This window comes from Streptococcus tangpeifui (genome assembly GCF_044503215.1).
Lineage (GTDB): Bacteria > Bacillota > Bacilli > Lactobacillales > Streptococcaceae > Streptococcus > Streptococcus tangpeifui.
The window spans coordinates 47,203-73,050 of record NZ_CP172427.1; the positions used below are offsets into that span (position 1 = coordinate 47,203).

The 25,848-nt window shown below is 40.5% G+C and carries 21 protein-coding genes; 19 read left to right on the plus strand and 2 right to left on the minus strand.

All coding sequences use genetic code 11. From position 1 onward, the window contains the following. The first annotated feature begins 55 nt into the window (after positions 1–55). Both ACFSN5_RS00290 and ACFSN5_RS00295 read left to right on the plus strand, forming a co-directional pair. Positions 56–433, plus strand: coding sequence for an HXXEE domain-containing protein (locus ACFSN5_RS00290; RefSeq protein ID WP_346773319.1), 378 nt, complete (start codon positions 56–58; stop codon positions 431–433). 238 nt (positions 434–671) lie between these two features. Then, the gene (locus tag ACFSN5_RS00295) at positions 672–1,874 is read left to right on the plus strand and encodes a LysM peptidoglycan-binding domain-containing protein (protein WP_165213126.1); all 1,203 of its coding nucleotides are present in this window, start codon (positions 672–674) and stop codon (positions 1,872–1,874) included. 78 nt (positions 1,875–1,952) lie between these two features. Here the strand turns inward: ACFSN5_RS00295 and ACFSN5_RS00300 are convergent, their stop codons facing one another. Next, the gene (locus ACFSN5_RS00300; RefSeq protein WP_165213128.1) at positions 1,953–2,792 is read right to left on the minus strand and encodes an aldo/keto reductase; all 840 of its coding nucleotides are present in this window, start codon (positions 2,790–2,792) and stop codon (positions 1,953–1,955) included. A 68-nt stretch (positions 2,793–2,860) separates the two neighbouring features. After that, positions 2,861–3,979, minus strand: coding sequence for a CdaR family transcriptional regulator (locus tag ACFSN5_RS00305; RefSeq protein WP_004228057.1), 1,119 nt, complete (start codon positions 3,977–3,979; stop codon positions 2,861–2,863). Between the two features lie 505 nt (positions 3,980–4,484). Between ACFSN5_RS00305 and ACFSN5_RS00310 the strand changes: the two genes are divergently transcribed. The 17 genes from ACFSN5_RS00310 to ACFSN5_RS00390 all read left to right on the plus strand — a co-directional run bounded on the left by ACFSN5_RS00310 (position 4,485) and on the right by ACFSN5_RS00390 (position 25,842). Beyond that, positions 4,485–5,825 (plus strand): GntP family permease, encoded by a 1,341-nt coding sequence (locus tag ACFSN5_RS00310; protein WP_165329536.1) that lies wholly within the window; start codon positions 4,485–4,487, stop codon positions 5,823–5,825. Positions 5,826–6,080: 255 nt separating this feature from the next. Further along, entirely contained in the window at positions 6,081–7,421 is a 1,341-nt protein-coding gene (locus ACFSN5_RS00315) for an enolase C-terminal domain-like protein (RefSeq protein ID WP_165329537.1), read from the plus strand. A 20-nt stretch (positions 7,422–7,441) separates the two neighbouring features. Further along, the gene (locus tag ACFSN5_RS00320; RefSeq protein ID WP_165329538.1) at positions 7,442–8,569 is read left to right on the plus strand and encodes an L-talarate/galactarate dehydratase; all 1,128 of its coding nucleotides are present in this window, start codon (positions 7,442–7,444) and stop codon (positions 8,567–8,569) included. 37 nt (positions 8,570–8,606) lie between these two features. Then, entirely contained in the window at positions 8,607–9,935 is a 1,329-nt protein-coding gene (locus ACFSN5_RS00325; RefSeq protein ID WP_165329539.1) for an enolase C-terminal domain-like protein, read from the plus strand. A 12-nt stretch (positions 9,936–9,947) separates the two neighbouring features. Then, positions 9,948–10,856, plus strand: coding sequence for a dihydrodipicolinate synthase family protein (locus ACFSN5_RS00330; protein WP_165329540.1), 909 nt, complete (start codon positions 9,948–9,950; stop codon positions 10,854–10,856). A 23-nt stretch (positions 10,857–10,879) separates the two neighbouring features. After that, complete coding sequence (locus tag ACFSN5_RS00335; protein ID WP_165329541.1) at positions 10,880–12,022, plus strand: glycerate kinase; 1,143 nt, start codon at positions 10,880–10,882, stop codon at positions 12,020–12,022. A 100-nt stretch (positions 12,023–12,122) separates the two neighbouring features. Then, positions 12,123–13,004: a 2-hydroxy-3-oxopropionate reductase gene (garR, locus tag ACFSN5_RS00340; RefSeq protein WP_165213144.1), complete on the plus strand. Its 882-nt coding sequence runs from the start codon at positions 12,123–12,125 to the stop codon at positions 13,002–13,004. Between the two features lie 269 nt (positions 13,005–13,273). Further along, positions 13,274–14,257, plus strand: coding sequence for a Gfo/Idh/MocA family protein (locus tag ACFSN5_RS00345; RefSeq protein WP_165329542.1), 984 nt, complete (start codon positions 13,274–13,276; stop codon positions 14,255–14,257). A 320-nt stretch (positions 14,258–14,577) separates the two neighbouring features. Beyond that, positions 14,578–15,453 (plus strand): Abi family protein, encoded by an 876-nt coding sequence (locus tag ACFSN5_RS00350; RefSeq protein ID WP_165329543.1) that lies wholly within the window; start codon positions 14,578–14,580, stop codon positions 15,451–15,453. Between the two features lie 116 nt (positions 15,454–15,569). Further along, on the plus strand, positions 15,570–16,832 hold the full coding sequence (locus tag ACFSN5_RS00355) for a site-specific DNA-methyltransferase (protein ID WP_165329544.1): 1,263 nt from the start codon (positions 15,570–15,572) through the stop codon (positions 16,830–16,832). After that, positions 16,833–19,154, plus strand: coding sequence for an ATP-binding protein (locus ACFSN5_RS00360; protein WP_165329545.1), 2,322 nt, complete (start codon positions 16,833–16,835; stop codon positions 19,152–19,154). 172 nt (positions 19,155–19,326) lie between these two features. Further along, positions 19,327–20,586, plus strand: coding sequence for a phosphoribosylamine--glycine ligase (gene purD, locus ACFSN5_RS00365; RefSeq protein WP_165329546.1), 1,260 nt, complete (start codon positions 19,327–19,329; stop codon positions 20,584–20,586). Between the two features lie 59 nt (positions 20,587–20,645). Next, a complete protein-coding gene (locus ACFSN5_RS00370; RefSeq protein WP_165213158.1) occupies positions 20,646–21,827 on the plus strand; it encodes an ATP-grasp domain-containing protein in 1,182 nt (393 codons plus the stop codon). A gap of 227 nt (positions 21,828–22,054) precedes the next feature. Then, a complete protein-coding gene (purE, locus tag ACFSN5_RS00375; RefSeq protein WP_004226150.1) occupies positions 22,055–22,543 on the plus strand; it encodes a 5-(carboxyamino)imidazole ribonucleotide mutase in 489 nt (162 codons plus the stop codon). After that, positions 22,530–23,621, plus strand: coding sequence for a 5-(carboxyamino)imidazole ribonucleotide synthase (purK, locus tag ACFSN5_RS00380; RefSeq protein ID WP_165213160.1), 1,092 nt, complete (start codon positions 22,530–22,532; stop codon positions 23,619–23,621). Before purE ends, purK begins: the two co-directional genes overlap by 14 nt. Beyond that, complete coding sequence (locus ACFSN5_RS00385) at positions 23,618–25,093, plus strand: YecA family protein (RefSeq protein WP_165213162.1); 1,476 nt, start codon at positions 23,618–23,620, stop codon at positions 25,091–25,093. The genes purK and ACFSN5_RS00385 overlap by 4 nt, the downstream gene beginning before the upstream one ends. Before the next feature lie 56 nt (positions 25,094–25,149). Then, positions 25,150–25,842: an aspartate/glutamate racemase family protein gene (locus ACFSN5_RS00390; protein ID WP_165213164.1), complete on the plus strand. Its 693-nt coding sequence runs from the start codon at positions 25,150–25,152 to the stop codon at positions 25,840–25,842. Positions 25,843–25,848 lie beyond the last annotated feature (6 nt).

A 25,848-nucleotide genomic window follows, 5' to 3' on the forward strand; every position in this document is an offset into this window, starting at 1 on the left:
AGCAACGGCTATCGTTAAAACTTTAACGGAATAGGGTTCAATATCCGTTACTGCCATGGTGAGCGTACTTTTTCATACAGTGACTTACTGCTCTTCTCTTGGTGTTGATTGCTCTCTATTGTCTTGTCAAGTCAGTGGGAATTTCCTCTTTTATCTGGCTGTTCTAGCAGGTTACAAATTGCACTTCCTTTTTCACTATTTCAGTTGCTTTTGGTTTAAGGGCTATGTTCCGGGTGTTGTTACCGCTATTCTGGAATTACCCTTGGTGATTCCCATGCTTTTTCATTATGGACAGGCAGTGACAAGCCTCTGGATTTTCTTTCTCTATCTCGTGGCAGTGGTGCCTCTTATTTACTTCAATGTCATTTGGTTACATGGCCTAATGCCGAAAATTGAGCAGGTATTTGAGCATTACAGGTACAATAAGCATTGAGAGGATATCTCGTGAGTTCAACCTAATCTAATACTAGTTAGTGATATGTGACAAATAAGTCAAATGTTACAGCTATAATATACTTTTGTTAAGGCAAGCAGTTGAAGTGGATTTTTAAAAAATCTATGTTAGGATAGATAGCGTACTAAAAATGATTAGGCGTGTTCGCTTCTTTGGTGGCGGGCCTCATCCAATAAAACTCAGTTATTTGACTGGGTAGGAAGAAAGGGACTATAACATGAAATTCAATAAAAAAATGCTACTAGCCTCAACACTTGCTTTGTCTATCTTTGCAGCCACTAAAGTTCAGGCTGAAGATGTCAATGCCAATCAAAACTGGACGCCCCGTTCTGTCGAAGAAGTTAAAGCTGACTTGGCTAACCAAGGTGACACAACAACCTATACTGTTAAGCCAGGTGATACGCTCAGCACGATTGCCGAAGCTATGGGAATTGATGTTAATGTCTTGGCTAAGGTCAATGCCATTGCGGATGTCAATGTGATTTTTCCAGGCACTGTCATTACGGCCACTTATGATGCTAACCACAGTGCGACAGGTGTGACTATTCAGGCTGCCGATCAAACAGCTCCACAAGCTTCTGTTGATTTATCCAATAATCAGGTGACCGTTGGTGACAATACAACTTCTTTGGATGCTATTGAAACACCAGCTTCGAGTGAAGCACCAGCTGCTGATACTAGCCAAGCTATGCCTGCTCCGGAGGCACCTGCATCTGAGCAAGCTCAAACTTCAGAAGTAGCTAGTCAAGCACCAGTTTCATCGGAAACAGCGAACCAAGCTCAAGCAGAAACTGTTAATCCAGACAATCAAGCAACTGATGCGGCGCAGCCAGTGGCTGAACAAGTTCAGGCCGATCAAACAGCTCCGCAAGCCCAAGAGCCAGCTAGCGAGCAAGCAGCCAGCTCAGAAATGCCCGCCGCTTCATCAGAAGACAATTTGTCAGAAGCTTCAGTACCAGTTTCTGAAAGCCAAGCTCAAGCAGAAGCTCCTGCTGACCAACAGGCACCAGTAGCTCCAGAGGCAGAGCAGCCAACAGCGACTGAGCAAGCCGCTCCGCAAAATGCTTCTGTTGATACAACAGGTCTTCAACCATCAGCAGCCAATTTCGCTAATGATGTTGCTAACCGTTATGGAACCACTGATATCGGCGGTGTTCGTCCAGGTGACTCAGGCGATCACGGAACTGGTAATGCTGTTGATGTCATGACTTATGATGATACTCAACTCGGTCAAGAAGTTGCTAATTATGCCACTTCAAACATGGAAGCAAATAATATCTCTTACGTGATTTATCAGCAAAAATTCTATGCTCCAACCGATAATATCTATGGTCCGGCTTACACTTGGAATGACATGCCAGACCGTGGTGATGCAACAGCTAATCACATGGACCATGTCCACGTGTCATTCAACAACTAATTAGTGATTTAAGATAAGAAAGCACCTAACGGCATTCATAGCTAGGTGCTTTTTTGTATACAGGTCTAAAGACAGGTTTTACTCAATGTCCAAAGGAACTCGGTGCTGGGGTGCCGGAAACAGTTTGTTAAGCTGTTCCATAATGTCAGGGGTGAGCTTGACGTCTTGGGCAGCGATGAGTTCCTTCATGTGTGTCACTTGTCCTGTTCGGGGAATTGAGATCATATTGGACTGAGCCAGAGTGAAAGCCAGTAAAAGTTGGTAAATATTGATATGTAATGCTTGGGCAATATCAGAGAGACTCTTATTGTGGAGTAGCTTTCTTTGCAAGGATCCTGCTTGAGCTAAAGGACAGTAGGCAATCGTAGGAATATGATGCTGGTCCTGAAAGGGTTTCAAACAGTATTCGATACCACGGGAGCCTAGGTGATATAAAACTTCGTTAGCTTGGCAATGACTGCCTGTTGGCAAGGCTAAGAGTTCTTCCATATCTTCTAGGTCGAAATTAGAGACCCCCCAAGCTTTGATTTTTCCCTTGCTTTTTAAACGTTCTAACTCAGACACCGTTTCGGAAAGTGGGGTTCCGCCACGCCAGTGGTAGAGGTAAAGGTCTAAATAATCTGATTGTAAGGCTTTAAGTGAAGCATCGAGGCTGGACTCCATACGCTTTTTATTAGCATTTGAAGGAAGAACTTTGGAAATAAGGTAGAGCTTATCGCGATTGAAAGGCTGAATGGCCTTACCGATCAACCTCTCGGCTTTACCATTACCGTACATTTCTGCTGTATCAATAATGGTTACCCCTCTATCCAAAGCATACTGCAGGGCAGCCAGTTCTTCTTGTTCGGCAGATGCTTTTTCTCCTAAGAACCAGGTCCCGATTCCTAATTTAGGTTGTAGTAATAAGGCATTATGCATAATGAGTACCTCCGACTTAATGCTATAGAATTTGGCATGCAGACTTTCGCCTGTTTAGATGAGCCTGTTTATTTTTGCATTTTGTAAAGAATAGAAGCTAACTTTAGAATGAAAAAATCTGAAAGCTTTCTTGGATCATGGCCCGTTTTCTCGGTAATTTTATTGAGTTTATACTGGACTGTGTTTTTGTGGATAAATAGTTTTTCGGCGCATTTTTTAATACTGCCGTTACAAGTTTCGTAGGTATCTAAAAGCGGTATCATGTCTTCAATGTCTTTTTGAGAGAGATGGGTAAAAATCTTATCTAAAAAATACTTTTTATTAGTATCGGCAATACTGTGCAGAACCAGTCCATATTCCATATCGCTAAATAAAAGTTCTCGTTTTTGATAAAACGTCTTATTCCAGCCAAGAGCTGTTTTGGCTTGGCTGATACTCCGATTTAATTCATTTTTTCCTTGCCCAGACATTCCAACACCGAACAATAAGGTGGTGTTATATTTCTTTTTGATAACGTCATCTATCTTTTTAATAATTTTAGAAGCAGCTGAAGGCTGTTTGAGCTGTAAGAGAACCAGAATCATATTTCCCCTAACTTCAAAGATGGCATCTTCATCTCCCAAGAGAAGCTCCAAATCCAGATAAACATTAGAAATATCCTCAAAATATTGTTCCGTGAGACGGTCATCGCTTGGCAAACCAACAATAGCTGTATATTTTTTAGACGACAGATTGATACCATAAAGCATTTCAACTGAAAAAGCATCGCTCTGATCATCATTTTGAATATAATCAATAATGTTTCGGTGGACATTGCGCCGATTATAAACAAGCTCCCTAGCGGCGTTATTTAGGATTAAAACTTTGGTCATCTCTTTAATAATTTCTCCATATTGAGCGACCTCTTCTTTTTTGCCAGTGATACCGATAACGCCAACGATTTGGTTATCAATATCAACAGGTAGGTTGATCCCTTGTTTAGCTCCCTCGTATTGGTTATCGAATTCAATGACGATAGGCTGATTTTTATCAAGAGCAAACTGCGCCCCTTCATGATTGACTTGACCGATACGGTTAGGATCGGTGCTGGCAATAATGACTCCCTCGGTCGAAAAGAAGTTCAGTTCCTGATTGATAATTTTTTTCATACGAGTCAGGATATCCTGGACGACACTAGCCTCAATCATAAGTTTTTCCTCCCCTTATCCTTACACAGGTGCTAGAGTTATTATACTACTTTTGGTATTAGTTTTTGTAATAAAAAAGAACGATGGTTAGTCGGTCGCAGTTTTTTGGATAAAAGTGTCAAAAAGAGAATAATCTTTAGGCTCTCATGCCTTTCTATTGCTTAAACAATGCGGATTATTCCTTTCATTCCAATTGCTATCGCCAAAGCATTAAGTTTTTGAAATTCTAAATAGGATTAGCTGTTGAGAAAATAATTTGTTATGTATACCAAAGAATAAGGGGAAACTTTCTAGTAAACTATAGTTTGTGAAACGTTGAACATAGAAAGAGGGATGTGGTACCATGAAGCCATCGGAACTGAGGATAGAGTTGTTATTTATGATAGCCTGTCAATTCTCAGACATCGGTAATTGAGAATGCTAATGCAGGGATGTCACTATAAAGTGTTTTATCTTGGTTAATTGCTTTCTCAATGTTAAATTTCAATACTAAAGGAGTACGATTATGGACAGTGGACTAATTAGCTTGTTAGGTGTTCTGGCTGCCTTGACCTTTTTGATCTGGGGATCTTATAAGCAGTTTCCTATTCTGATTTTAGGACCGGTTGCCTCTCTTATCGTTATTCTCTTGTCAGGCTTACCAGTGACAAAGAGTTTAACGACTGACTACGCCTCAGCTTTTGCTGATTTCGCAAAAGACAATTTTTTGATTTTCTTACCAGCAACGATTCTTGGTTCGATGCTCGGAGACTGTGGAGCAGCCCAAGATATTGCTAATAAGATTGCAGAGTGGTCTTTAAAGATGGGCAATAAAAATGCTAAGTTTTGGGTTTTAATGGGTCTTTCTCTCATTACGGCTATTCTCTCATTTGGTGGTGTTAGTGGTTTCGTTGTTATCTTTACCATTGCTCCTATATGTTTCCGTATTTTTAAAGAGTTGGATATTCCTTGGCATTTCATCATTGCTGTTGCGGTTTATGGTGGATCTATGTGGACAGCTATCCTACCAGGTTCGCCTGCCATTCAAAATTTGATTCCGATGAAAACTTTAGGAACCAAACCAACGGCGGCACCCATACTTGGTATTATCGCTGCCGGCGTATCCATCATCTTTGGGGCTTGGTATATCTGGTGGATGCTCAAACGCAATGAAAAGCGCGGAGAAGGTTTCGAAAAGACTGGGCACAAAATGGAAGAAGCTTCGCAAATTTTAGCTTTGAAAGCCATGGATAAAAAGACAACGACTTTAGATTTTATCAAGGCACTTGTGCCATCTATTGTTTTGATTGTTGCTATGAATGGTTTTAATGTGGCTCCTTATCTTTCTTTGACTCTGGGCTGCCTCGCCTGCTTTGCTCTCTACTATAATAAGTTTGCTAACTTTAAAAATACCATGGCTGACGGTGTCAATTCCACGATGAAGTCTATCATGAATGTTGCTTCAGTTGTTGGTTTTGGCGGTATTGTTGCTGTGGCACCAGGTTTTGATTATCTGGTTAATAACTTGGACAAAATTCCAGGTCCGCCGCTGATTCAATTAGCAATTGCGACAAACTTAATTGCTGGTATTACAGGTTCGGCATCAGGCGGTGAAGCTATTTCGCTTAATGTTTTTGCACCGCGTTTCTTAAAACAAGGTATCAGTGCAGATGTTTTGCACCGTATGGTTAATATCTCTTGTTACGGTCTGGATTCTCTGCCACACAATGGTTCGGTTATTAATCGTCTCAATTATACCCATTTGACTCACAAAGAAGGTTACTATCACGAATTCTGGCTGGGAGCTGCTTTCCCTCTGCTGAATTCAGTTTTCATTGCTATTATCGCCTCGTTTGGTATTGTTTAAGGCCAATTATCACATTTGAAGGAGTGTCGAGAAAAAGATAGCCTGCCTTATGCGCAAAGCGCATGGCGTCAGCCTCCTATTTTCTTCTCGCTTTCTTAGCACCCTTTGCGACAGTTCGTTTGGTTAGTCGATCTTACTAACCAAACGAAGTTAGCGGGAGAGGTAGCCAATTCACGATGGTGATTGGCGTTTGTTATCAAGTGCATAGCACTTAGATAACAATCCTCTGCCGTATCTTAAATAAAGGAGAAAAATATGGGGAAAGCACCAAAAGTCATTGAAATGGCTGTTTATCCTGTTGCCGGTCATGACAGCCCCTTGCTAACGTTAAGTGGCTGTCACGCTCCTTACTTTACAAGAAATATTGTTGTTTTAAAAGACGATAGCGGTAATCTTGGTATCGGAGAAATACACGGCGGAGAGCATATTACCAAGCAGATTGAGAGCTATAAGCCCTTTGTTCTTGGTGAACGGGTCAGTGAATACCGCAAGGTTCTGACCAATATTCGCAGGAGCCGTGAGAGAGCGGCCCAAGATACTGGTGAGGGTCTGCAGCAGTTAAATATTTCCAATTTAAAATTTGTTGTTCAGTCTGAAGCAGCTGTTGAATGCGCTATGCTGGATCTACTAGGTAAGTTCCTAGAGCTGCCGATTGCTGCTCTTTTGGGTGAAGGCGGTATTCAACGTGATGAGGTTGAATTCTTGGGTTATCTCTTTTATTCAGCAGATTCTTCCAAGATTGATCTGCCTTATGAAAAAAGCGATGGCAGCGACAGCTGGGAATCACTGCGCCGAACCGAAATGATGACGCCCGAGGCTATTGTTAAACAGGCGCGCGTGCTCAAAGATAAGTATGGTTTTAATAATTTTAAACTAAAGGGCGGTGTTTTAGCCGGTGAAGAAGAAATGAAGGCGGTTGACGCTTTGAAGGCAGCCTTTCCAGATGCCCGCATTAATATTGATCCTAATGGCGCTTGGACACTGGAAGAAGCAGTGGCTTTGACACAAAAGCGTAAAAATGTGCTGACCTATATTGAGGATCCGTGCGGTCCGGAACAGGGCTTCTCCAGTCGGGAAATCATGGCAGAATACCGCGATGCCACGGGAATTCCTGTGGCGACCAATATGATTGCGACCAACTGGCGGCAATTTCACCATGCTGCGGCTCTGCGCAGCGTCAATATTGTTTTAGCCGACCCGCATTTTTGGACTCTAAATGGCAGTGTTCGTATGGCCTATCTTTTGAATGAGTGGGGTCTAACTTGGGGCTCGCATTCCAATAATCATTTTGACATTACACTTGCGACCTTTGTACAGGTTGCGGCTGCAGCTCCAGGCAAGATTGCTCCGGTCGATACCCACTGGATCTGGCAGGACGGTGAGTCCTTGCTTAAAGAACCGCTAAGTTTTGCTGATGGTAAAATCAAACTTCCAACTAAACCCGGTTTAGGTGTTGATATCGATTTGGATAAATTAGGGAAGCAAAATGAACTTTACCATCAAATGGCATTTAAAGATCGTGATGATACGATTGCTATGCAGTATTTAGAAAAAGGTTGGCAGTTTGATCCTAATCGGCCGGTCTTCTGTCACTGATTATATGGAGGTTCGATTGTATGATAGATAAGATTACAAAAGTTGAAGTAAAGTTGATACGCGTTCCGCTCAAAAAGCCTGTCAGTGATGCCAAGGTTATCCAAGGTAAGCAGACACCCCTAAAAGAAGTCATGATTACAGCGGCTCTGATTGAGACGGAAGGCGGCTACACGGGAATGGGCTACACCTACTGCAAACGAAACGGCGGCCCGGCTCAGTATGCTCTGTCAAAAGAATATGCACCCTTGCTGCTGGGACAGGATCCTAATGACATTAGTCGTCTGTGGAATAAATTGCTGTGGTCCAGTATTTCCATCGGCAATACCGGTGTTGCTGTTCAAGGAATCACGCCTTTTGATATTGCCCTGTGGGATATTAAGGCTAAGCGTGCCGGTCTCCCTTTGAGTAAACTCTTGGGTCAGCACAAGGAATACGTTCCTTGCTACAATACAACAGGCGGCTTTCTGCAGGACACGATTGACGAAGTGATTGCCCATGCCAATACGGTATTGGAACAAGGTGTCGGCGGTGTAAAGATCAAGGTCGGTCAGCCCGACTACAAGGAGGATGTCAAACGTGTCGCTGCTTTGAGGAAAGCGCTGGGTGATGATGTCCCTATTATGATTGATGCTAATCAGCAGTGGGATGTCTCAACGGCCCTTAAGGCTGGTAAGTATTTTGATGACTACAATCTGGTTTGGTTTGAAGAACCTGTGACCTGCCATGATGTTGAAGGGCACCTGCGTCTATCACAAGCTCTGGGGACACCGATTGCAACAGGGGAAATGCTGACCAGTTACGAAGAAGGCCTTCCTTTCTTTGATAAACGGGCTTTTGATGTCTGTCAATTAGACGCACCGCGTATCGGCGGTATCACACAGTTTCAAAAGGTACTTCAGCGGGCAGAAGAAAATCATTTAGTGTTGGCACCGCACTACAGTATGGAACTTCATTTACCGCTGACAGCCTGCTATAGCGGTGATGCTTGGGTGGAACATTTTGAATGGTTTGAAACAGTGGGACTCTTTGAAGAAAAGGTAGAATTGGTAGATGGCAAGATGAAAGTGCCGACACGTCTAGGCCTAGGATTGACCCTCAATCAGGATGTTTTGCCGGATTTACAAGTAGATGCTCAGCTGTTTCAATAAGAAGTAATTTATAAAAAATGATTTCGGAGGATAAAATATGTCAGTGCCTACAGTTGTTAAAATGGATGTTTATCCGGTTGCTGGATATGATTCCATGCTATTAAACCTGAGCGGAGCTCACGGGCCCTACTTCACGCGCAATGTGGTGATTCTGGAAGATAGCTCAGGTAATCTGGGTGTCGGCGAAGTTCCGGGCGGCCAGAAAATTACAGATACTTTAGAAAAGGCTAAAGACTTGGTTGTCGGACGCAGCATCGGAGAGTACAAAAATATTGTCAAAGAAATTGGTCAGCAATTTGGCCAGCTTGACTCAGGCGGCCGAGGCCTCCAAACGTTTGATCTCCGGACAACTGTTCACGTTCAAACAGCAGTAGAAACGCCTTTGCTTGACCTTTTGGGTCAGCATCTTCAAGTACCAGTGGCTGCTCTTTTAGGAGATGGACAAGTTCGTGAAGATGTGCCTTTCTTGGGTTATCTCTTCTATGTTGCTGATCCTAATAAAACCGATCTTCCTTATCTACAAGGAGATGACGATTCCGATGACTGGGGTCGCCTGCGTCGCAAGGAAGCTATGACACCGGAAGCTATTGTTGATTTAGCCAAGGCTGCCTACAAGCGCTATGGCTTTAAGGATTTTAAACTTAAAGGCGGAGTTCTGGAGGGCAAGGAAGAAGCTAAGGCTATTAAAGCTTTGAAAAAAGAATTTCCAAATGCCCGTATCACTCTTGATCCAAACGGTGCTTGGTCCTTGAAAGAGGCCATTGAAATCGGTAAAGATTTAAAGGGCATTGCTGCTTATATCGAAGACCCTTGTGGGGCAGAAGATGGTTTTAGTGGCCGTGAAGTCATGGCCGAATTTGTCAAAGCTACTGGAATTCCGACGGCAACTAATATGGTTGCGACAGACTGGCGGCAAATGCAGCATTCTGTTGCTTTGCATTCTGTAACGATTCCGCTTGCTGATCCGCATTTCTGGACCATGCAGGGCTCTGTCCGTGTCGCTCAGATGTGCCATGACTTTGGTATGACTTGGGGCGTTCACTCCAATAACCACTTCGATATTTCCTTGGCCATGGTAGCCCATGCGGCTGCTGCAGCACCGGGTGACATCAATGCTTGTGACACGCATTATATCTGGCAGGATGGTCAGGCTCTGACCGAAAATCCTTATATTATCAGAGATGGTGTCATTCATATTGCCAAAGATTCTGTCGGTTTAGGCATCAAACCAGACTTAGAGGCTATCAAAAAAGCCCATCAGCTCTATCTTGATAATAACCTAGGCGCGCGTAATGATGCTCTGGCTATGCAATATTTGATTCCGGATTGGACATTTGACAATAAAAAGCCAAGTTTAGTAAGATAGGAGACAATCTCAGTGTTTAATAAAGACGATGTAAAAGGTATTATCGTTCCGATTATTACACCGGTAGACGATAATGAAAATATTGATGATGTCAGATTAAGAAAGATTGTTAATCATGTCATTGACAATGGGGTACACGGCATTTTAGCCTTTGGCAGCAATTCAGAGTTTTACATGTTTGAACCGGATGAAATGTTTCGTGCCCTCGATGTGATGTTGGAAGAAGCTGCTGGTCGTGTTCCTATTTATTTTGGCATAGGGACTATTCGTACCCGCAAATGTATTGAGCTTGCGCAGGAAGCTGCCAAAAGAGACATTGCTGCTGTATCCATTTTGAACCCGATGTTTATTAAGCCGACACCAGAGGCTTTATACCATCATTTTAAGGCTATTGCGGACAGTATTTCGGATACGGCCGTGTTGATTTACAATAATCCCGGTCGCTCTGGCTATTCTGTTCCGTTGGATATTATTGTCCGTTTAGCTCACGATGTGCCCAATATCATCGGTATCAAGGAGTCAAGCGGAGATATCACATTTTGCAGTGAATTGGTCCGCCAGACTCAGGATGTCAATTTCCGAGTGCTAACGGGTAAGGATACCGTTGTATTTCCGGGGCTCTGCGTAGGAGCTGTCGGCAGTGTTTGCTCGACGGCGAATATGTACACTCGATTGGTCAGCAGCATCTATGATTACTATGTTGCTGGTGATTTCGATAAATCTCTGGAAGCTCAGTTTAAACTAAATCCAATTCGTCTGTCTCAGGATGCGGCAAGTTTCCCAGCTGCTACTAAGGATATGGCCAATCTGATGGGAATGGACGTTGGTAAATCAATCTTGCCGACAGAAGCAACAGTAGGCCCTGTCCTAGAAAAAATGAAAGAAGAAATGCGCAAAGGTGGTTTTCTTCCATCTGAATAATAATATTAGCAGGAGGTATCTGTATGGGGAAAAGGATTGTCATTGCATCGGACTCTTTTAAGGGCAGTGCCAGTTCTAAAGAGGTTGGAACCTATATTTCTGAAGGTATCCGCAGCCTATATCCTGATTATGAGACCAAAATTTTTGCGATTGCAGACGGCGGTGAAGGAACGGTTGATGCTATTCTTGATGTTAATCACGGTGAAAAGGTTACAGTTTGTGTGCAAGGGCCGCTCGGTACCCCTGTCAACGCTTCCTATGCTATTATTGACGATGGAAAAACGGCTGTCTTGGAGATGGCATCAGCTTCTGGTATTACCTTGATTGCGCCTGAGTCTTTAAATGTGATGCAAGCTTCCACCTACGGTACTGGGCAGCTCATAAAAGATGCTCTGAAGCATGGTGTAGAACGTATTTACATCGGCATCGGTGGTTCAGCGACTAATGACGGTGGCTTGGGCATGGCATCAGCGTTGGGTGTCAGATTCTTTGATAGCCACCAACAAGAACTAGCAGCGACAGCTGAAAATTTAGGAAAAATAGCTGACTTGGATGCTTCTGCTATAAGGGATAGCTGTCGCTCGGTAGAATTACATATTCTATCTGATGTGACCAATCCGCTTTGCGGTGATAACGGTGCGACAGCAGTTTATGGGCCGCAAAAAGGTGCTACTGCTGACCTAATTACTGCTTTAGATGAGGGTCTTGCCAATTTCGCTGAGGTCATCAAGAGACGTTTGCAAAAGGATATTAAAGATATTCCCGGAGCAGGGGCGGCTGGCGGCCTTGGAGCTGGTTTGATGGCCTTCTTGGATGGTAAATTAGAGCGTGGTATTGATAAGATTCTGGAAATGATCCATATTGAAGAAGACATCAAACAGGCGGATTTGGTTATCACTGGCGAAGGGCGTATGGACGGCCAGTCCATCAATGGGAAGGCTCCTATTGGTATTGCTGCCATTGCTCAGAAATATCATGTCCCTACGGTGGCTATTGTTGGTAGTCGTTCCTTGGACTTGGATGACGTTTACCGTCAGGGTATAGCGGGTGTCTTTGATGTCGTTAATCGGCCAATGAGCTTGGAAGAGGCTATGGCTGATACGAGAACTTTAGTCGCTTCAGCCAGTCGTAATCTTATCAGTTTATTTGGTACATTGACCAAATAATTGACGATAACACCTTATAATTGTAGTATATAGACTATTTATCTTGCTGTTAAGGTCTGTTACAATGTAGAATAAGAATTTAGAAGGGATGTAATTAAAGATGAAAATCGGATTTGTCGGATTAGGTATTATGGGAAAACCAATGGCTATCAATCTAGTAAAAGCTGGTCATGAAGTCTATGGTTTCGATTTTAATCAAGCGGGTATTGATGCTTTGGTGGCGGCCGGCGGTCATGCTGCAGACAGTGGCAAGGATGCCGCTCAGAAGGGCGATATCGTGATTACTATGCTGCCAAACTCACCGCACGTCAAAGCAGCCTTGTTTGATGAAAATGGGATTGCTGAAGGTTTGAGTGCCGGTCAAGCAGTTATTGATATGAGTTCTATTTCACCAGTAGCTAGTAAAGAGTTTCATGATAAATTGAAGGAACAGTCTGTTTCCTTCTTAGATGCTCCTGTATCTGGCGGTGAACCTAAGGCCATTGACGGGACTATTGCTGTTATGGTTGGCGGCGACGAAAAAGTCTTTGAACAATATAAGGATGTCCTGCAGGCTATGGCTAGCAGTGTAACCTTAGTCGGTGAAGTTGGTGCTGGTAATCTGACTAAGTTGGCTAACCAAATGATTGTTGCAGTCAATATTGCGGCGGTGTCAGAAGCCTACTCTTTGGCTAAGAAGGCTGGTGTTGATCCATCACGGGTTTACGAAGCCATTCGGGGCGGTCTTGCTGGCTCAACTGTTATGGACCAAAAGTCACAAAAAATCTTTGATGGTGACTTTGCGCCAGGCTTCCGTATTGATTTGCATATCAAGGATTTACAAAACGCTCTGGATGCTTCGCATTCCTACAATGTCTCAACGCCGTTCACAGCTCAAGCCATGGAAATTTTACAAGTGCTGAAAGCTCATGATTACGGTTCAGACGACCATTCAGCTATTGCCCGTTACTATGAGTTAGTAAATGGACAAAAACTGCAGTAAGTTATTTTAAGAGCGGGCTTACATATCAAGAAGTGTCAGCCTGAAGAAATCTAAGGGAAATTTTAGTCGGGTATAAATAATCAGCAGTTAGCGATTACGCAGTTGGTTATACTGGTGCTCTTGAAATTGGCCTATCATTTTATGAGAAGGGGTGAAATCTGCATTGGGCAGAATTCATCCCTTTTGACTTTACCTTGATAGGTTTTGGCAGAACTTTGCTATAATGAAATATATAAATAAACTCTTAGATAAGATTAGGAGGCATTATCATGACAGTAACCAAGCAGTATAATTGGGCAACCTTAGGAACGGGTGTCATTGCCAACGAATTAGCTCAGGCTTTGCAGGATCAGGGCAGAAAACTCTACTCGGTCGCTAACCGCACCTATGAAAAGGGTGTGTCCTTTGCTGAAAAATATGGGATTGAGAAAGTCTATGATAAGATTGATGAGGTGTTTGAAGATCCAGATGTTGATATTATCTATATCTCAACGCCCCACAATACCCATATCAATTTTTTACGCAAAGCTCTAGCTAAAGGAAAACATGTGCTCTGCGAAAAATCTATTACCCTTAATTCTGAAGAGTTAGAGGAAGCTATTGGTTTGGCCGAGGAAAATCATGTCATCTTGGCTGAAGCTATGACCATTTTCCACATGCCAATTTACCGCCAATTAACAGAGGTTGTGAATTCGGGAAAATTGGGGGAACTCAAGCTTATCCAGATGAATTTTGGCAGCTATAAAGACTATGATATGACCAACCGTTTCTTTAGTCGTGATTTAGCCGGCGGTGCCTTATTGGATATCGGCGTCTATGCTTTGTCCTTTGTCCGCTGGTTTATGGCATCGAGCCCCAACCAGATAGCATCGCAGGTTAAGCTGGCACCGACTGGTGTAGATGAGCAGGTCGGTATTCTTTTGACTAATGACCAAGGTCAAATGGCAACGGTTACTCTCAGCCTTCATGCCAAACAGCCTAAACGGGGGACCATCGCCTATGATAAGGGCTATGTCGAACTTTATGAGTATCCGCGCGGTCAAAAGGCGGTCATTACCTATACCGAGGATGGCCACCAAGAAGTAATCGAAGCAGGAGACACCGCAAAGGCTCTAGCTTACGAAGTCGGTGATATGGAAAAAGCGGTCGCAGGTATCGACAACACCATGTATTTAGATTATACCCGAGATGTCATGACCATCATGACCCAGCTGCGCCGAGAATGGGGCATGACCTACCCTGAGGAAGAATAAAAAAATAACAGCTCCGTCTAAGCGGGGCTGTTTTAATAGGATTGTTAAAGGCTTGATAGCTAACTGTTCTGGCGAGTGGTGATACCGTGTGGGCAATTATCGTATTTTGGCTAATGTTTATGCCGACGAAATTGTGATTGGAGTCTTTTGCGGTGGGGCAGGGAAGGAAATCTATAAGAAGTGAGCTGGGAGGCTTCATATATCTGTTGTACCGCATTTCACTCTTGACAAATCTTAATTAACTTTAGTAAAATAGGACTAATAGGACCGCCCACCTCTCTCTGATGTGACAAGGCGGACATTTTTTTATGGATAATTGAATGGAAATCAAAGAATTTAAGACTTTTGAAGAGCAGGTAGCGAAATTAATTGAGCATGGGTGTGAGGATATAACTTCCAAGGAATATGCCATCACTATTCTGAAACGTATCAATTATTATCGGCTAACTGCTTATTTTCTACCTTTTAGAGATGAAAAATCTCAAAAATATGACAGCAGCAAGATATCCCTAGAAAAGATCTACAGCATCTATCAGTTTGACTCAGAACTCAGACTACTGTTAATGGAGTATCTTGAAGATATTGAATTGTATTTTAGAACGCAAGTAGCCTATCACCATTCTGCACAATATGGGGCCTTGGCTTATAAAGATAGGGAGAACTTTAATAAATTTCATAAACACGATGAGTTTATGGATAATCTAAAAAAAGAATTGAGCTATCGAAGAAAGGATCCTGTTTACAAACATCATCAATTCAAGTATGATGGCGAATTCCCTCTTTGGGTCTTGGTTGAATTTTTCTCATTTGGTATGACTTCTAAATTTTATGCCGACAGTCCAAGTACAGTTCAAAGTCTTATTGCTAAAGACTTAAATATCAAGACAGCTCAAGTTCGTACCTACCTTGAAGTTGCAGTTGTCCTCAGAAACTATTGTGCACATTATGGCAGATTATATTATAGAAGTTTCACGAAAGTTCCCAGACAGCTGCCGTCTTTTATGACTGAAAATATCAAAATTAAAAATCGCCTCATGGCACAATTATACGCGATCAAACAACTATACATTGATAGCGATAAATGGAATAATTATTTTATTCCTCGTTTAAAAGACTTGTTTACTAAATACCAATCTAGTATTCATTTACATCACTTAGGTTTTACAAATGATTGGGAAGCTGTTTTGAAGAAATAAAGATACAAGAAGTGAGTTGAGAGGCTTGCTTTTTTAAGTATTTGAATAAAATATTGTATTATGAAATTATGATATAATTAAACTAATAGCTATGTGGATGAAAAGAAGGGGTTACTATGGCTTTAATTGAAAAAATAAATGCAAAAGGACTTAACTATTGGGACTTTAAAAATGTGACTGCTTCAGGAATTCATAAAATCAGTGCATATCCAGCTACAATGGTACCTGATATGCAGTATGAGTTGATTAAGTTAATTAAAAGTGAAGATCCTTCTATAAAAAATATTCTCGATCCTTTTCATGGTTCTGGAACCACTCTAGTAGAAGGGGAAAAGAATGATCTATTTCCTATGGGAATTGATATCAATCCACTTGCTAATTTGATTACAAAAGTTAAGTTACAAGGTGTAAATAAGAAGTATGCAAAAACTGCAAATAAAAGAATAGAGAGACTTCTGCTGGATAACGATTTTTACTTTTATAAACATGATTTTTATAATATAGAAAAATGGTATCGTAAAGACTTTATATTGACATTTAGCAAAATACGTTGCGCAATTCAAAAAGAAAAGTATCGGTATATGAGGCAGTATTACTGGGTATGTTTAATTAATATATTAAAAAAATACAGTAATACAAGAAGTTCAACATTTAAATTACATATAAAAGAGCAACGAGCTATTGCAGCTATGAGAAATAATATCATTACTGATTTTCTAAAAAGTATAAATACCTATTTTGAGTATCTGCCAGAATACAACAGGAGTAAGGTAGTAAATTTACAAATTGGAAAATCAGAGAAAATACTGTTGCAAATGGGAAATGATACGGTTGATTTAATTATTACTTCTCCCCCTTATGGAGATAATTCAACTACTGTCACATACGGTCAATACTCAATGTTACCTATATATTGGATTGACAGAAAAGATATGGGAAATTTTGATGAAAGTCTAATAGATAATTATTCAAGTATTGATTCAAATAGCTTAGGCGGAGTGGGTAAAAGAAATAAACAAAATTATCAATCACGTTGCTTATCTGAGTATCTTGAAAGCATATCTCAAGATAAGCGAAAGAAAGTAGAAAACTTTGTAATAGATTATCTCGAAGTGATGAAGCAAATGGGGCGTGTCCTAAAAAAGAATAAAAGAATCGTTTTAACGTTGGGTGAGAGGCGTGTTGATAATAAAATTGTACCGCTATCTGATATTACACAAGAATATTTTGAAGATGTCGGCTTTGAATTAGAAGCATCAATTACACGTAATATCCCCATGAAACGAATGCCTAGACGGGTCTCTAAAGTAAGGAATTGTTCAGTAGAGTCAATGAATCAGGAATATGTTTTAATATTAAGGAAAAAAGAGGAGATTTAGATGCCTAAGAATTTTGAGCAAGTACCCATCACTGTAGCAGGTAGTATATTGAGTGAATTATCAGAAAAAATTCCCAATAACATTATTGCATTAAATGAGTTAATAAAAAATGCATATGATGCTTGTTCACCTAGTGTTGATATTATATTAGATTCCAAATCGAAAAAACTTACCATTCGAGACTATGGTATTGGTATGGATACGGAGGGAATTAAGAAATTATTTCACATATCAAGCAGTGATAAGCAGTATGGGAAAGTTATTTCTTACAAAAAAGATACTCAGCGTTTAACTCAAGGGTCGAAGGGGTTGGGGTTCTTATCTGTTTTTAAATTTGGAAAAAAAGTATCGTGGAAAACAGTTCAAAATGGTCAGTTATCTGAATTCTCAGTAGATTTTGATTCTTTAGTTAATGAATATAATATAACGGATAAGCAGTTAGATGTTACGGTTTCAAATTCAGATAATTTTGTAGGAACGTTAATCCAGATTGAAATTGATGACTACAATGTATCTACATTAAATAAGTATTTTAGTGAGGAACAAAATCGGAATAAAATTTTAAATTCCTTTATTGATAATAAAGTATATGACGGAAAAATTTCTTCTGATAAAAACTTTACCATAAACTTTAGTGTAGATGGAGAGTCTAAATCAACTGATTATGGAATTCAATTAGAAACACAAAATAGATCACAACAATTATTTAGAGTACGATATTCTTCTGATAGTCAAGAGCTTATTTTTAGTAAAGAAAATCAAGATATATATTCGGAAAAAATTTCCTTTAATTCCAGTAAATATTCTGTTGATATGGATTTAGTTGCTTATTCTTTGAAAGCGAAGGGTAAGAGTAGCATTAATTCTTTGTTTTATAATCCTAATACTAATGAGTTGACTCCTCTAATTTATATCAATAATAATCTGTTTAACAATTATACATTGTTTAATACAGAGTTGATGACGACTAAAAAGTATAGTGAAGTATTAAAACAATTAATTGGCTATATTTCAGTTAAGTCTAGTGACCCTTCAATACAATTTAACTCAGACAGAACCCAATTTGCACAAAGTGAGCTAACAGATGAGATTGCACTATTTATTGAAAAGCTAAATGAGGAAACTCAAAAAATTGGTAGTTCGTTAAAAAATGAATTAAGAGATTTAAATGCATTTACTCAAAAACAAATTCCCGAAGAAGAAGCATCGAATCTTGATAATCTTCAAAAGTACATCAAAGAAGATTTTAAATTAAAGTCGTTTATCAATTTTAAAAAGCAAACAAACAAGATAGAATGCACTTTATTTGATAAGTCTATTAGACTAGATATTATTCCAAAAAATAAACAAGAAATAGATTTGGGAACAGTTGAATCATGGATCAGTATAGATGATTTAAATAATAAAATTGATAATTTGAGTGAGTTAGTAGCAGAATCAACTGAAATTCGTTTCAATGGTGACAAAGTTAATGAATTTAAAGAAAATCAAGAGGGTGAATGGATAATAAAGAATGAGACGGACAGTACAATAACTTTTCAAAAAATAATTTTGAAGAAACCCTTACAGCCAAAAATCAATCAAAGTAAAAATATCCTCAAGAAGGGAATAGATTATAAAATTGATGATTTATTCGCCTTTACAAATAGTTTTGGTGAAGAGGATAAAGGCCTAAAATTTGATATTGATACAAAAAATAATCCTACTATTAACTTTAATAAAGGCATAATAAATTTTGGTCGCTTAAATGAAAATACAATTTCAATTGAAATAACCGATAAGAAAACAGGGCTCATTCATGAGGCTGATTTTACATTTAGAGTAGAAGAAGATAGCTTTGATATTCCTAAAGAAACTTCTAATAGTAATTTAGTTGTAATGCCAATAAACAAAAAAATTAACTTTAAGCCAGATGTTATCAGTTTTATAGGGGAAATTAATCAAATTTTTAATGCTGAAGATTATAGTTTTGTTCCAGTCGCTGCTTATCGGACTTTAATTGAAATTGTTGTAAATGACGTTTTGGATAACAAAAAGATTGATAAGTCAGAAAGTTTATTACAAAACTACAGAAAAGTTATTAATGAAGGAGAAAATATTATCGATAATAGCACATTAGATGATGCGGATAAGAGGGTATTGAAATCATTACTTCTTTCTATCAATTCTAAGGATGAAAGCGAAAGCTTTTTAGCATTTTTAAATTTGTCAACGCATGGGGGCCCTAGAGTCATTACAAAGAACGAAGCAATGACAAAAACACAAGAAATAAAATTATTACTTGGTTTACTGTATATTACAGAGAGTTGTAAAAGTGTTTAATTATTCTCGCTGCACCACATTGTGGTGCTTTTCTTTTCCTGTCATTTCAAAATCACGAACAAATATGTTATAATAATCCTATATAATTCGTAAAAAGTGTCTGGTTTTTGCGTGGTTTGTTGGTTTGGGTGCGCAGGCACTCGTGATTGTTTTATATTGAGGTATCTTAGCTATGAAACTTTTGGTTGTTGGTTCTGGCGGTCGCGAGCATGCGATTGCGAGGAAGTTGTTGGAGTCTCCGCAGGTTGAGCAGGTCTTTGTGGCGCCCGGCAATGATGGCATGACCCTTGATGGGTTGGATTTGGTTAATATTGGAATTTCCGAACATTCCAAGCTGATTGATTTTGCAAAGAGCAATGATATCGCTTGGGCCTTTATCGGTCCTGATGATGCCTTAGCAGCTGGCATCGTTGATGATTTTAATCAGGCTGGGCTCAAGGCTTTTGGTCCGACTAAGTTAGCGGCGGAGCTGGAGTGGTCTAAAGATTTTGCTAAGGAAATTATGGTCAAATACGGCGTTCCGACTGCAGCCCATGGCACATTTACCGACTTTGAGGAAGCCAAGGCCTACATCGAAAAGCAGGGCGCTCCAATCGTAGTCAAGGCGGACGGCTTGGCGCTGGGCAAGGGCGTGGTCGTGGCTGAAACCGTGGAGCAAGCGGTCGAAGCAGCGCATGAAATGCTGCTGGACAATAAGTTTGGCGATTCTGGTGCGCGTGTGGTTATCGAAGAATTTCTGGACGGTGAGGAGTTCTCGCTCTTTGCCTTTGTCAATGGGGATAAGTTCTACGTGATGCCTGCGGCGCAGGATCACAAGCGTGCCTATGACGGCGACAAGGGGCCAAATACAGGCGGTATGGGGGCCTATGCACCAGTTCCCCACCTACCGCAAAGCGTAATTGACCAGTCGGTTGACAGTATTGTCAAGCCAGTGCTTGAAGGCATGATTAGGGAAGGGCGTCCTTATCTGGGCGTGCTTTACGCGGGGCTTATCCTGACAGCTGATGGTCCCAAGGTCATCGAGTTCAACTCCCGCTTTGGCGATCCTGAGACTCAGATTATCCTGCCGCGCCTGACTTCTGACTTCGCGCAGAACATCACGGATATTTTGGCTGGTAAGGAGCCTGACATCACTTGGCTAGACGCGGGTGTGACCCTCGGTGTGGTGGTCGCTTCAGATGGCTATCCGCTGGCCTACGAAAAAGGCGTGGCTTTACCAGAAAAGACCGACAGCGACATTATCACCTACTATGCAGGGGCTAAGTTTGCGGAAAATAACAAAGCGCTGCTGTCAAACGGCGGCCGTGTCTACATGCTAGTCACCACAGCCGACAGCGTCAAAGCTGCGCAGGACAAAATCTATAAGAAACTTGCCCAACAAGAAACAGCAGGCCTCTTTTACCGACATGACATCGGAAGCAAAGCTTTATAATTCAGGCGCATTAAATATTGAGACATGAGGCTTGAATATAAAATTTTGGTGTTTGAAAAATGAAAAATAGACTGCTATTTTTAGAAGGTTCTAGCTTAACTTCAAGAGAGACGCTAACAGTATTGCTAAAAGAGGGCTACAAGGTTGATGTCTTGTCTCTAGATAAGTTTTCTATTGCAAGATTCAGTCGACTCACTCATAGAATTCCGACAGTTGATGTGAATCGTTTTCCTGTAGATTATTTGAAACAAGTTAATCAGCTGCTTCATCAAAAAAATTATGTGGCTATTTTGCCAACACATGAAGAAGGCTGGTTATTGGCAAGTGGGAAGAAGTTTTTACCAACTCGTTTGCCAGTAGCGCTTGCTGATAAGGAACAATTTGAAAAGTTAGCTGGGAAGATCGCTTTTGCTGAAATTTCAGATCAGTTAAATTTGCCGATTCCTAAATGGGAGCGTGTGGAAAAACTAGAATCTATTTCACTTCCTTATCCTTATTGGTTAAAGGCAGACTATGGCACTGCCGGACGTTCAGTTTATAAAATTACAAGCGAAGCTGATTTGAAAAGTCTAGTAAAGGTCTTGTCAATTGACAATGAGAGATGGATGGTTCAGCAAGATATAGATGGAGAATATGGGCAAGTTCAAGCAATATTTAATCAAGGGAAATTACTTGCAGTTCATTCAAGTATAAAGATTGCATCTGGTGCTGGCGGTTCAGCTGCTGCTAGATTAAGTATAGAATCTGAAATAACGAAAAAACATGTTGAAAAGTTAGGAAGTTATTTAAAATGGCATGGAAGTCTAACCTTGGATTTTATACGTGTTCATCATCAATTTTATTATATAGAGTGCAATCCCAGAATGGTTGAACCTGCTAATGCTTATAAAGCGGGGGTTAATTTCCCGAAAATGATGATAGAATTAGGCAAGGGCAGCTGCACTCAGCCTGATATCTATATAGGAAAGGCTGGAGTAAAAACACACAGTTTGTTGGCATTGATAATTGGCACTGCTGAAAGAACCAAGAGCAGGAGAAAGATATTGCAAACAACAGGGCACTGGCTTTTAAAAAGTGATAGTGAGGAGGTTTTAACACCAATTTGGAAAGACTTTTTGAGTTTTATTCCTCTTGCCATTATTATAATCCGATTATTGATAAATCCTGGAAGTGTCACAAAACTGGTCAATAATACTGTTAAACATTACAGTGTGGAAGCAGCCACCCTAAAAAATATTTGAGTAAAAGATTCCATTTATTCAAAGGAAAAGGAATATTTCGTTTAGGTTACTTATTCTTTTCTACGGGATTTTCGCAAATAACCAAAAGTCGCTATAACATAAAAAAACGAAAGGAACTGAACACGCCTACAACACTGGGCAAAAAGATAAGTCTTTCCTAGAGGGCTATCCTCGTCGTCAGACTTCCTTATTTGCTGGGTGTCGTTTAACAGCGTTTGTATCTTATTATGAAACCAATTATTTCTATTATCATGGGCTCCAAATCCGACTGGGCCACCATGCAAAAAACAGCAGAAGTTTTAGATAAGTTCGGTGTGGCTTATGAGAAAAAAGTCGTCTCAGCCCACCGCACACCAGACCTCATGTTCAAACATGCTCAAGAAGCACGTGACCGCGGCATCAAGGTCATCATTGCAGGTGCTGGCGGGGCAGCGCACTTGCCGGGTATGGTAGCAGCCAAAACAACGCTGCCCGTTATCGGTGTGCCTGTCAAATCACGCGCTCTCAGTGGCTTGGACTCGCTCTATTCCATTGTACAGATGCCGGGCGGCGTGCCTGTGGCAACTATGGCCATTGGGGAAGCGGGAGCCACTAATGCTGCTCTTACTGCCCTACGTATCTTGGCCATTGAAGACCAAGATCTGGCGAAACTGCTTGCAGATTTTGCAGAGGAACAAGGAAAAATCGCGGAGGCGTCAACAGATGAGCTCAACTAAAACCATTGGTATTATCGGCGGCGGTCAGCTGGGTCAGATGATGGCCATTTCCGCTATTTACATGGGGCACAAGGTAGTGACGCTGGATCCGACGGCGGACTGTCCTGCCTCACGCGTGTCTGAGATGATTGTTGCGCCTTACGATGATGTGGACGCTTTGCGTCAACTGGCTGCGCGCTGTGATGTACTGACCTATGAGTTTGAGAATGTCGATGCAGACGCCCTCGACGCTGTTGTCAGGGACGGTCAGCTGCCGCAGGGGACTGACTTGTTGCGCATTTCGCAAAACCGTATCTTTGAAAAAGACTTCCTCGACAACAAGGCTGGTGTGACAGTCGCTCCATACAAGGTGGTAACCTCTAGCCTGGACTTGGAGAATTTGGATTTGGGCAAGACTTATGTCTTGAAAACGGCTACAGGCGGTTACGATGGCCATGGTCAAGTCGTCATCAAATCACAGGACGATTTAGCTGCCGCTAGCCAATTAGCTAACGCTGCTGAGTGTGTCTTGGAAGAATTTGTAGACTTTGACCTTGAAATCTCGGTCATCGTGTCAGGCAATGGCAAGGACGTGACGGTTTTCCCTGTTCAGGAAAATATCCACCGCAACAACATCCTCTCAAAAACCATTGTCCCAGCCCGTATCTCAGACCAATTGGCTGAGAAGGCCAAGACCATGGCAGTACAAATTGCTAAAAAACTCAATCTCTCAGGCACTCTCTGCGTGGAAATGTTTGCGACAGCCGATGATATCATTGTAAACGAAATCGCCCCGCGCCCTCACAACTCAGGGCACTATTCCATCGAAGCCTGCGACTTTTCCCAATTTGACACTCATATCTTAGGCGTGCTCGGTGCACCCCTTCCTCAAATCCATCTCCATGCTCCAGCCATCATGCTCAACGTCCTTGGCCAGCACATGGAAAAAGCCCAAGCCTATGTTCGCGCCCACCCTAGCGCCCACCTCCACCTTTATGGTAAACTAGAAGCCAAGCACAACCGTAAAATGGGCCATGTGACCGTGTTTAGTGATAAACCAGATGAAGTGAGGGAGTTTGGGGAAGGAGTGGATTTATGACTTATAATGAGTTTATTTTATGTATAACGTGTAATAAGTGCATAAACCTAAGAATTCAAATGGGAAACTTTTCAGTGCCTTTTAGTCTAGTGTGTCCAGAGTGTAAAACAAATATCAGTGGTCAAGTTGATTTTGAACCATTTAAATTAAATTTAAAAAATGCTACGCGATTAGAAAATGATAGACCAGACTATGATGAACTTACTCAATTTCCAATTTGGTGTTTAGAAATATCTTCAGATTTTCCTACGCAAAAATTACGTTTAAGGAAATCTGCTTTGGATAGTTTAACACCATTTTTATCTCAAATTTCAAGATTTGATAAAAAGGAATATTTTAATGATATTAAAGATTTTCAAAGTACTTTAACATTTGCTGAATTTATACAAGATGGAGATTTAGAAAATTATTATCGTTTATATAATTTATACTGGGGTAGACAAGATAAATATTTATATCATGAACTAGAAGAATTATTAGATAAATATACAGGTTTGACACCAATTAATAAAGTTTATAATAGAACTGATGCAACCATGGCTTTACATCAGTTATTATTAACCATTTCAGGAATAAGTTCAGTTATTGGAAAGAATGTTTTATCTGAGTATACAGAATTAGGGAAGAAGATACAGTTATCGGAATTACATAGAAATAATATACTTAGTTATACTAATTATATTGAACCTAATTTTGATAAAATTGAAAAAAGTGCTTTTGAGAATATTATTACTTTTTCTAAGATTTATCATACACTAATACCCATTGTCACTTTGAATAATATAAGAAAATATGATAGGTTAGATCAAGAACGCTATGGTATATCAGCAAGTAACTATAAAGAAATGAAAGAATTTTATGCTTCAAGTTATGAATGGATTCTTGATAATATAAATATTGTTATAGGTCTTAACAATATTTTTGTAAGAAATTCATACACTGAATGTTGCAATAATAAAAATTATTGTAATGACCTGGAAAAGATTGGTAGTAAATTTAATAAAATTAATTCCAAATCATCACAGAAACCTTATTTTGACATATCTGAACCATTTAGCAAGCCTATGTCAAGTTTGACAAATAGGATTAGGAATGCAATACAGCATTACAGTTCAGAGGTGAACTATGATAAGCAAGAAATCATTTTTGAGGATAAGTATAAGGGAAAGGTACGAATAGAAAGATGTTCTATTGTTGACTTTGCTCAATTGTGTTTGAGTAACTTTTCGTTAATATTTTATATATTAGAAATTGTATATACATTACGTAAATTAAAATTAATAACGGATGGAATTGGTTTAACGATTATTAATGATCGTGAAAAGAAAGATTATGAAAAAGGTGGCTTTAGGAAAGTTGGCAATGAAATTATTGGAATCCCAAGACATGTGATAAAGATTAAACGTAATGATAAATGTCCATGTGGTAGTGGATTAAAATATAAAAAATGTTGTGGCATGAATAGATTGTAATTAATAGTTATTTTATTCACACACTGAGATGGTAAAACCCTAATCGGAGAACAAACATGAAAACAATCGGTCTTATCGGTGGCATGAGCTGGGAGAGCACAACGACTTATTATCAGCTCATCAACGAGACAATCAAAAAAGAGCTTGGCGGTCTGCATTCGGCTAAGATTCTGCTTTACAGTGTTGATTTTGCGGAGATTGAGCGCTATCAGGCCTGCGGAGATTGGGCTAAGAGTGCGGAAGTGCTGAGCCAAATTGCCCAGAAGCTGGAGCAGGCCGGTGCCGACTTCATTGTCATCTGCACCAACACCATGCACAAGGTTGCACCGCAGATTCAAGAGCAAATCGTGATTCCGATTTTGCACATTGCGCAGGCAACCGCTGAGGCTCTTCTTGAAAATGGCATTCAAAAAGTCGGTCTCCTAGGTACCAAGTACACTATGACCCAAGATTTTTACAAGGATAAGCTGCTTGAGGCTGGACTCGAAGTACTGATTCCAGATCAAGCTGGCATTGCCGAGGTCAACCGAATCATCTATGATGAGCTCTGTCTGGGAATCATCAAAGACAGCTCCAAGCAAACCTACCTTGCTATCATTGATGATTTGAAAAATGCTGGCGCAGAAGCTGTTATTCTAGGCTGTACAGAGATTGGTCTTTTAGTCCAACAAGCAGACACCGACCTCCCCCTCTATGACACGACAGCTATACATGCAGAGAAAGCCGCACGATTAGCGGTGAATGAATAAATTAGA

Coding starts and splice junctions, on each gene's coding strand:
- ACFSN5_RS00290 (WP_346773319.1), top strand. CDS start 56: ATGGTGAGCGTACTTTTTCATACAGTGACTTACTGCTCTTCTCTTGGT.
- ACFSN5_RS00295 (WP_165213126.1), top strand. CDS start 672: ATGAAATTCAATAAAAAAATGCTACTAGCCTCAACACTTGCTTTGTCT.
- ACFSN5_RS00300 (WP_165213128.1), bottom strand. CDS start 2,792: ATGCATAATGCCTTATTACTACAACCTAAATTAGGAATCGGGACCTGG.
- ACFSN5_RS00305 (WP_004228057.1), bottom strand. CDS start 3,979: ATGATTGAGGCTAGTGTCGTCCAGGATATCCTGACTCGTATGAAAAAA.
- ACFSN5_RS00310 (WP_165329536.1), top strand. CDS start 4,485: ATGGACAGTGGACTAATTAGCTTGTTAGGTGTTCTGGCTGCCTTGACC.
- ACFSN5_RS00315 (WP_165329537.1), top strand. CDS start 6,081: ATGGGGAAAGCACCAAAAGTCATTGAAATGGCTGTTTATCCTGTTGCC.
- ACFSN5_RS00320 (WP_165329538.1), top strand. CDS start 7,442: ATGATAGATAAGATTACAAAAGTTGAAGTAAAGTTGATACGCGTTCCG.
- ACFSN5_RS00325 (WP_165329539.1), top strand. CDS start 8,607: ATGTCAGTGCCTACAGTTGTTAAAATGGATGTTTATCCGGTTGCTGGA.
- ACFSN5_RS00335 (WP_165329541.1), top strand. CDS start 10,880: ATGGGGAAAAGGATTGTCATTGCATCGGACTCTTTTAAGGGCAGTGCC.
- garR (WP_165213144.1), top strand. CDS start 12,123: ATGAAAATCGGATTTGTCGGATTAGGTATTATGGGAAAACCAATGGCT.
- ACFSN5_RS00345 (WP_165329542.1), top strand. CDS start 13,274: ATGACAGTAACCAAGCAGTATAATTGGGCAACCTTAGGAACGGGTGTC.
- ACFSN5_RS00350 (WP_165329543.1), top strand. CDS start 14,578: ATGGAAATCAAAGAATTTAAGACTTTTGAAGAGCAGGTAGCGAAATTA.
- ACFSN5_RS00355 (WP_165329544.1), top strand. CDS start 15,570: ATGGCTTTAATTGAAAAAATAAATGCAAAAGGACTTAACTATTGGGAC.
- ACFSN5_RS00360 (WP_165329545.1), top strand. CDS start 16,833: ATGCCTAAGAATTTTGAGCAAGTACCCATCACTGTAGCAGGTAGTATA.
- purD (WP_165329546.1), top strand. CDS start 19,327: ATGAAACTTTTGGTTGTTGGTTCTGGCGGTCGCGAGCATGCGATTGCG.
- ACFSN5_RS00370 (WP_165213158.1), top strand. CDS start 20,646: ATGAAAAATAGACTGCTATTTTTAGAAGGTTCTAGCTTAACTTCAAGA.
- purE (WP_004226150.1), top strand. CDS start 22,055: ATGAAACCAATTATTTCTATTATCATGGGCTCCAAATCCGACTGGGCC.
- purK (WP_165213160.1), top strand. CDS start 22,530: ATGAGCTCAACTAAAACCATTGGTATTATCGGCGGCGGTCAGCTGGGT.
- ACFSN5_RS00385 (WP_165213162.1), top strand. CDS start 23,618: ATGACTTATAATGAGTTTATTTTATGTATAACGTGTAATAAGTGCATA.
- ACFSN5_RS00390 (WP_165213164.1), top strand. CDS start 25,150: ATGAAAACAATCGGTCTTATCGGTGGCATGAGCTGGGAGAGCACAACG.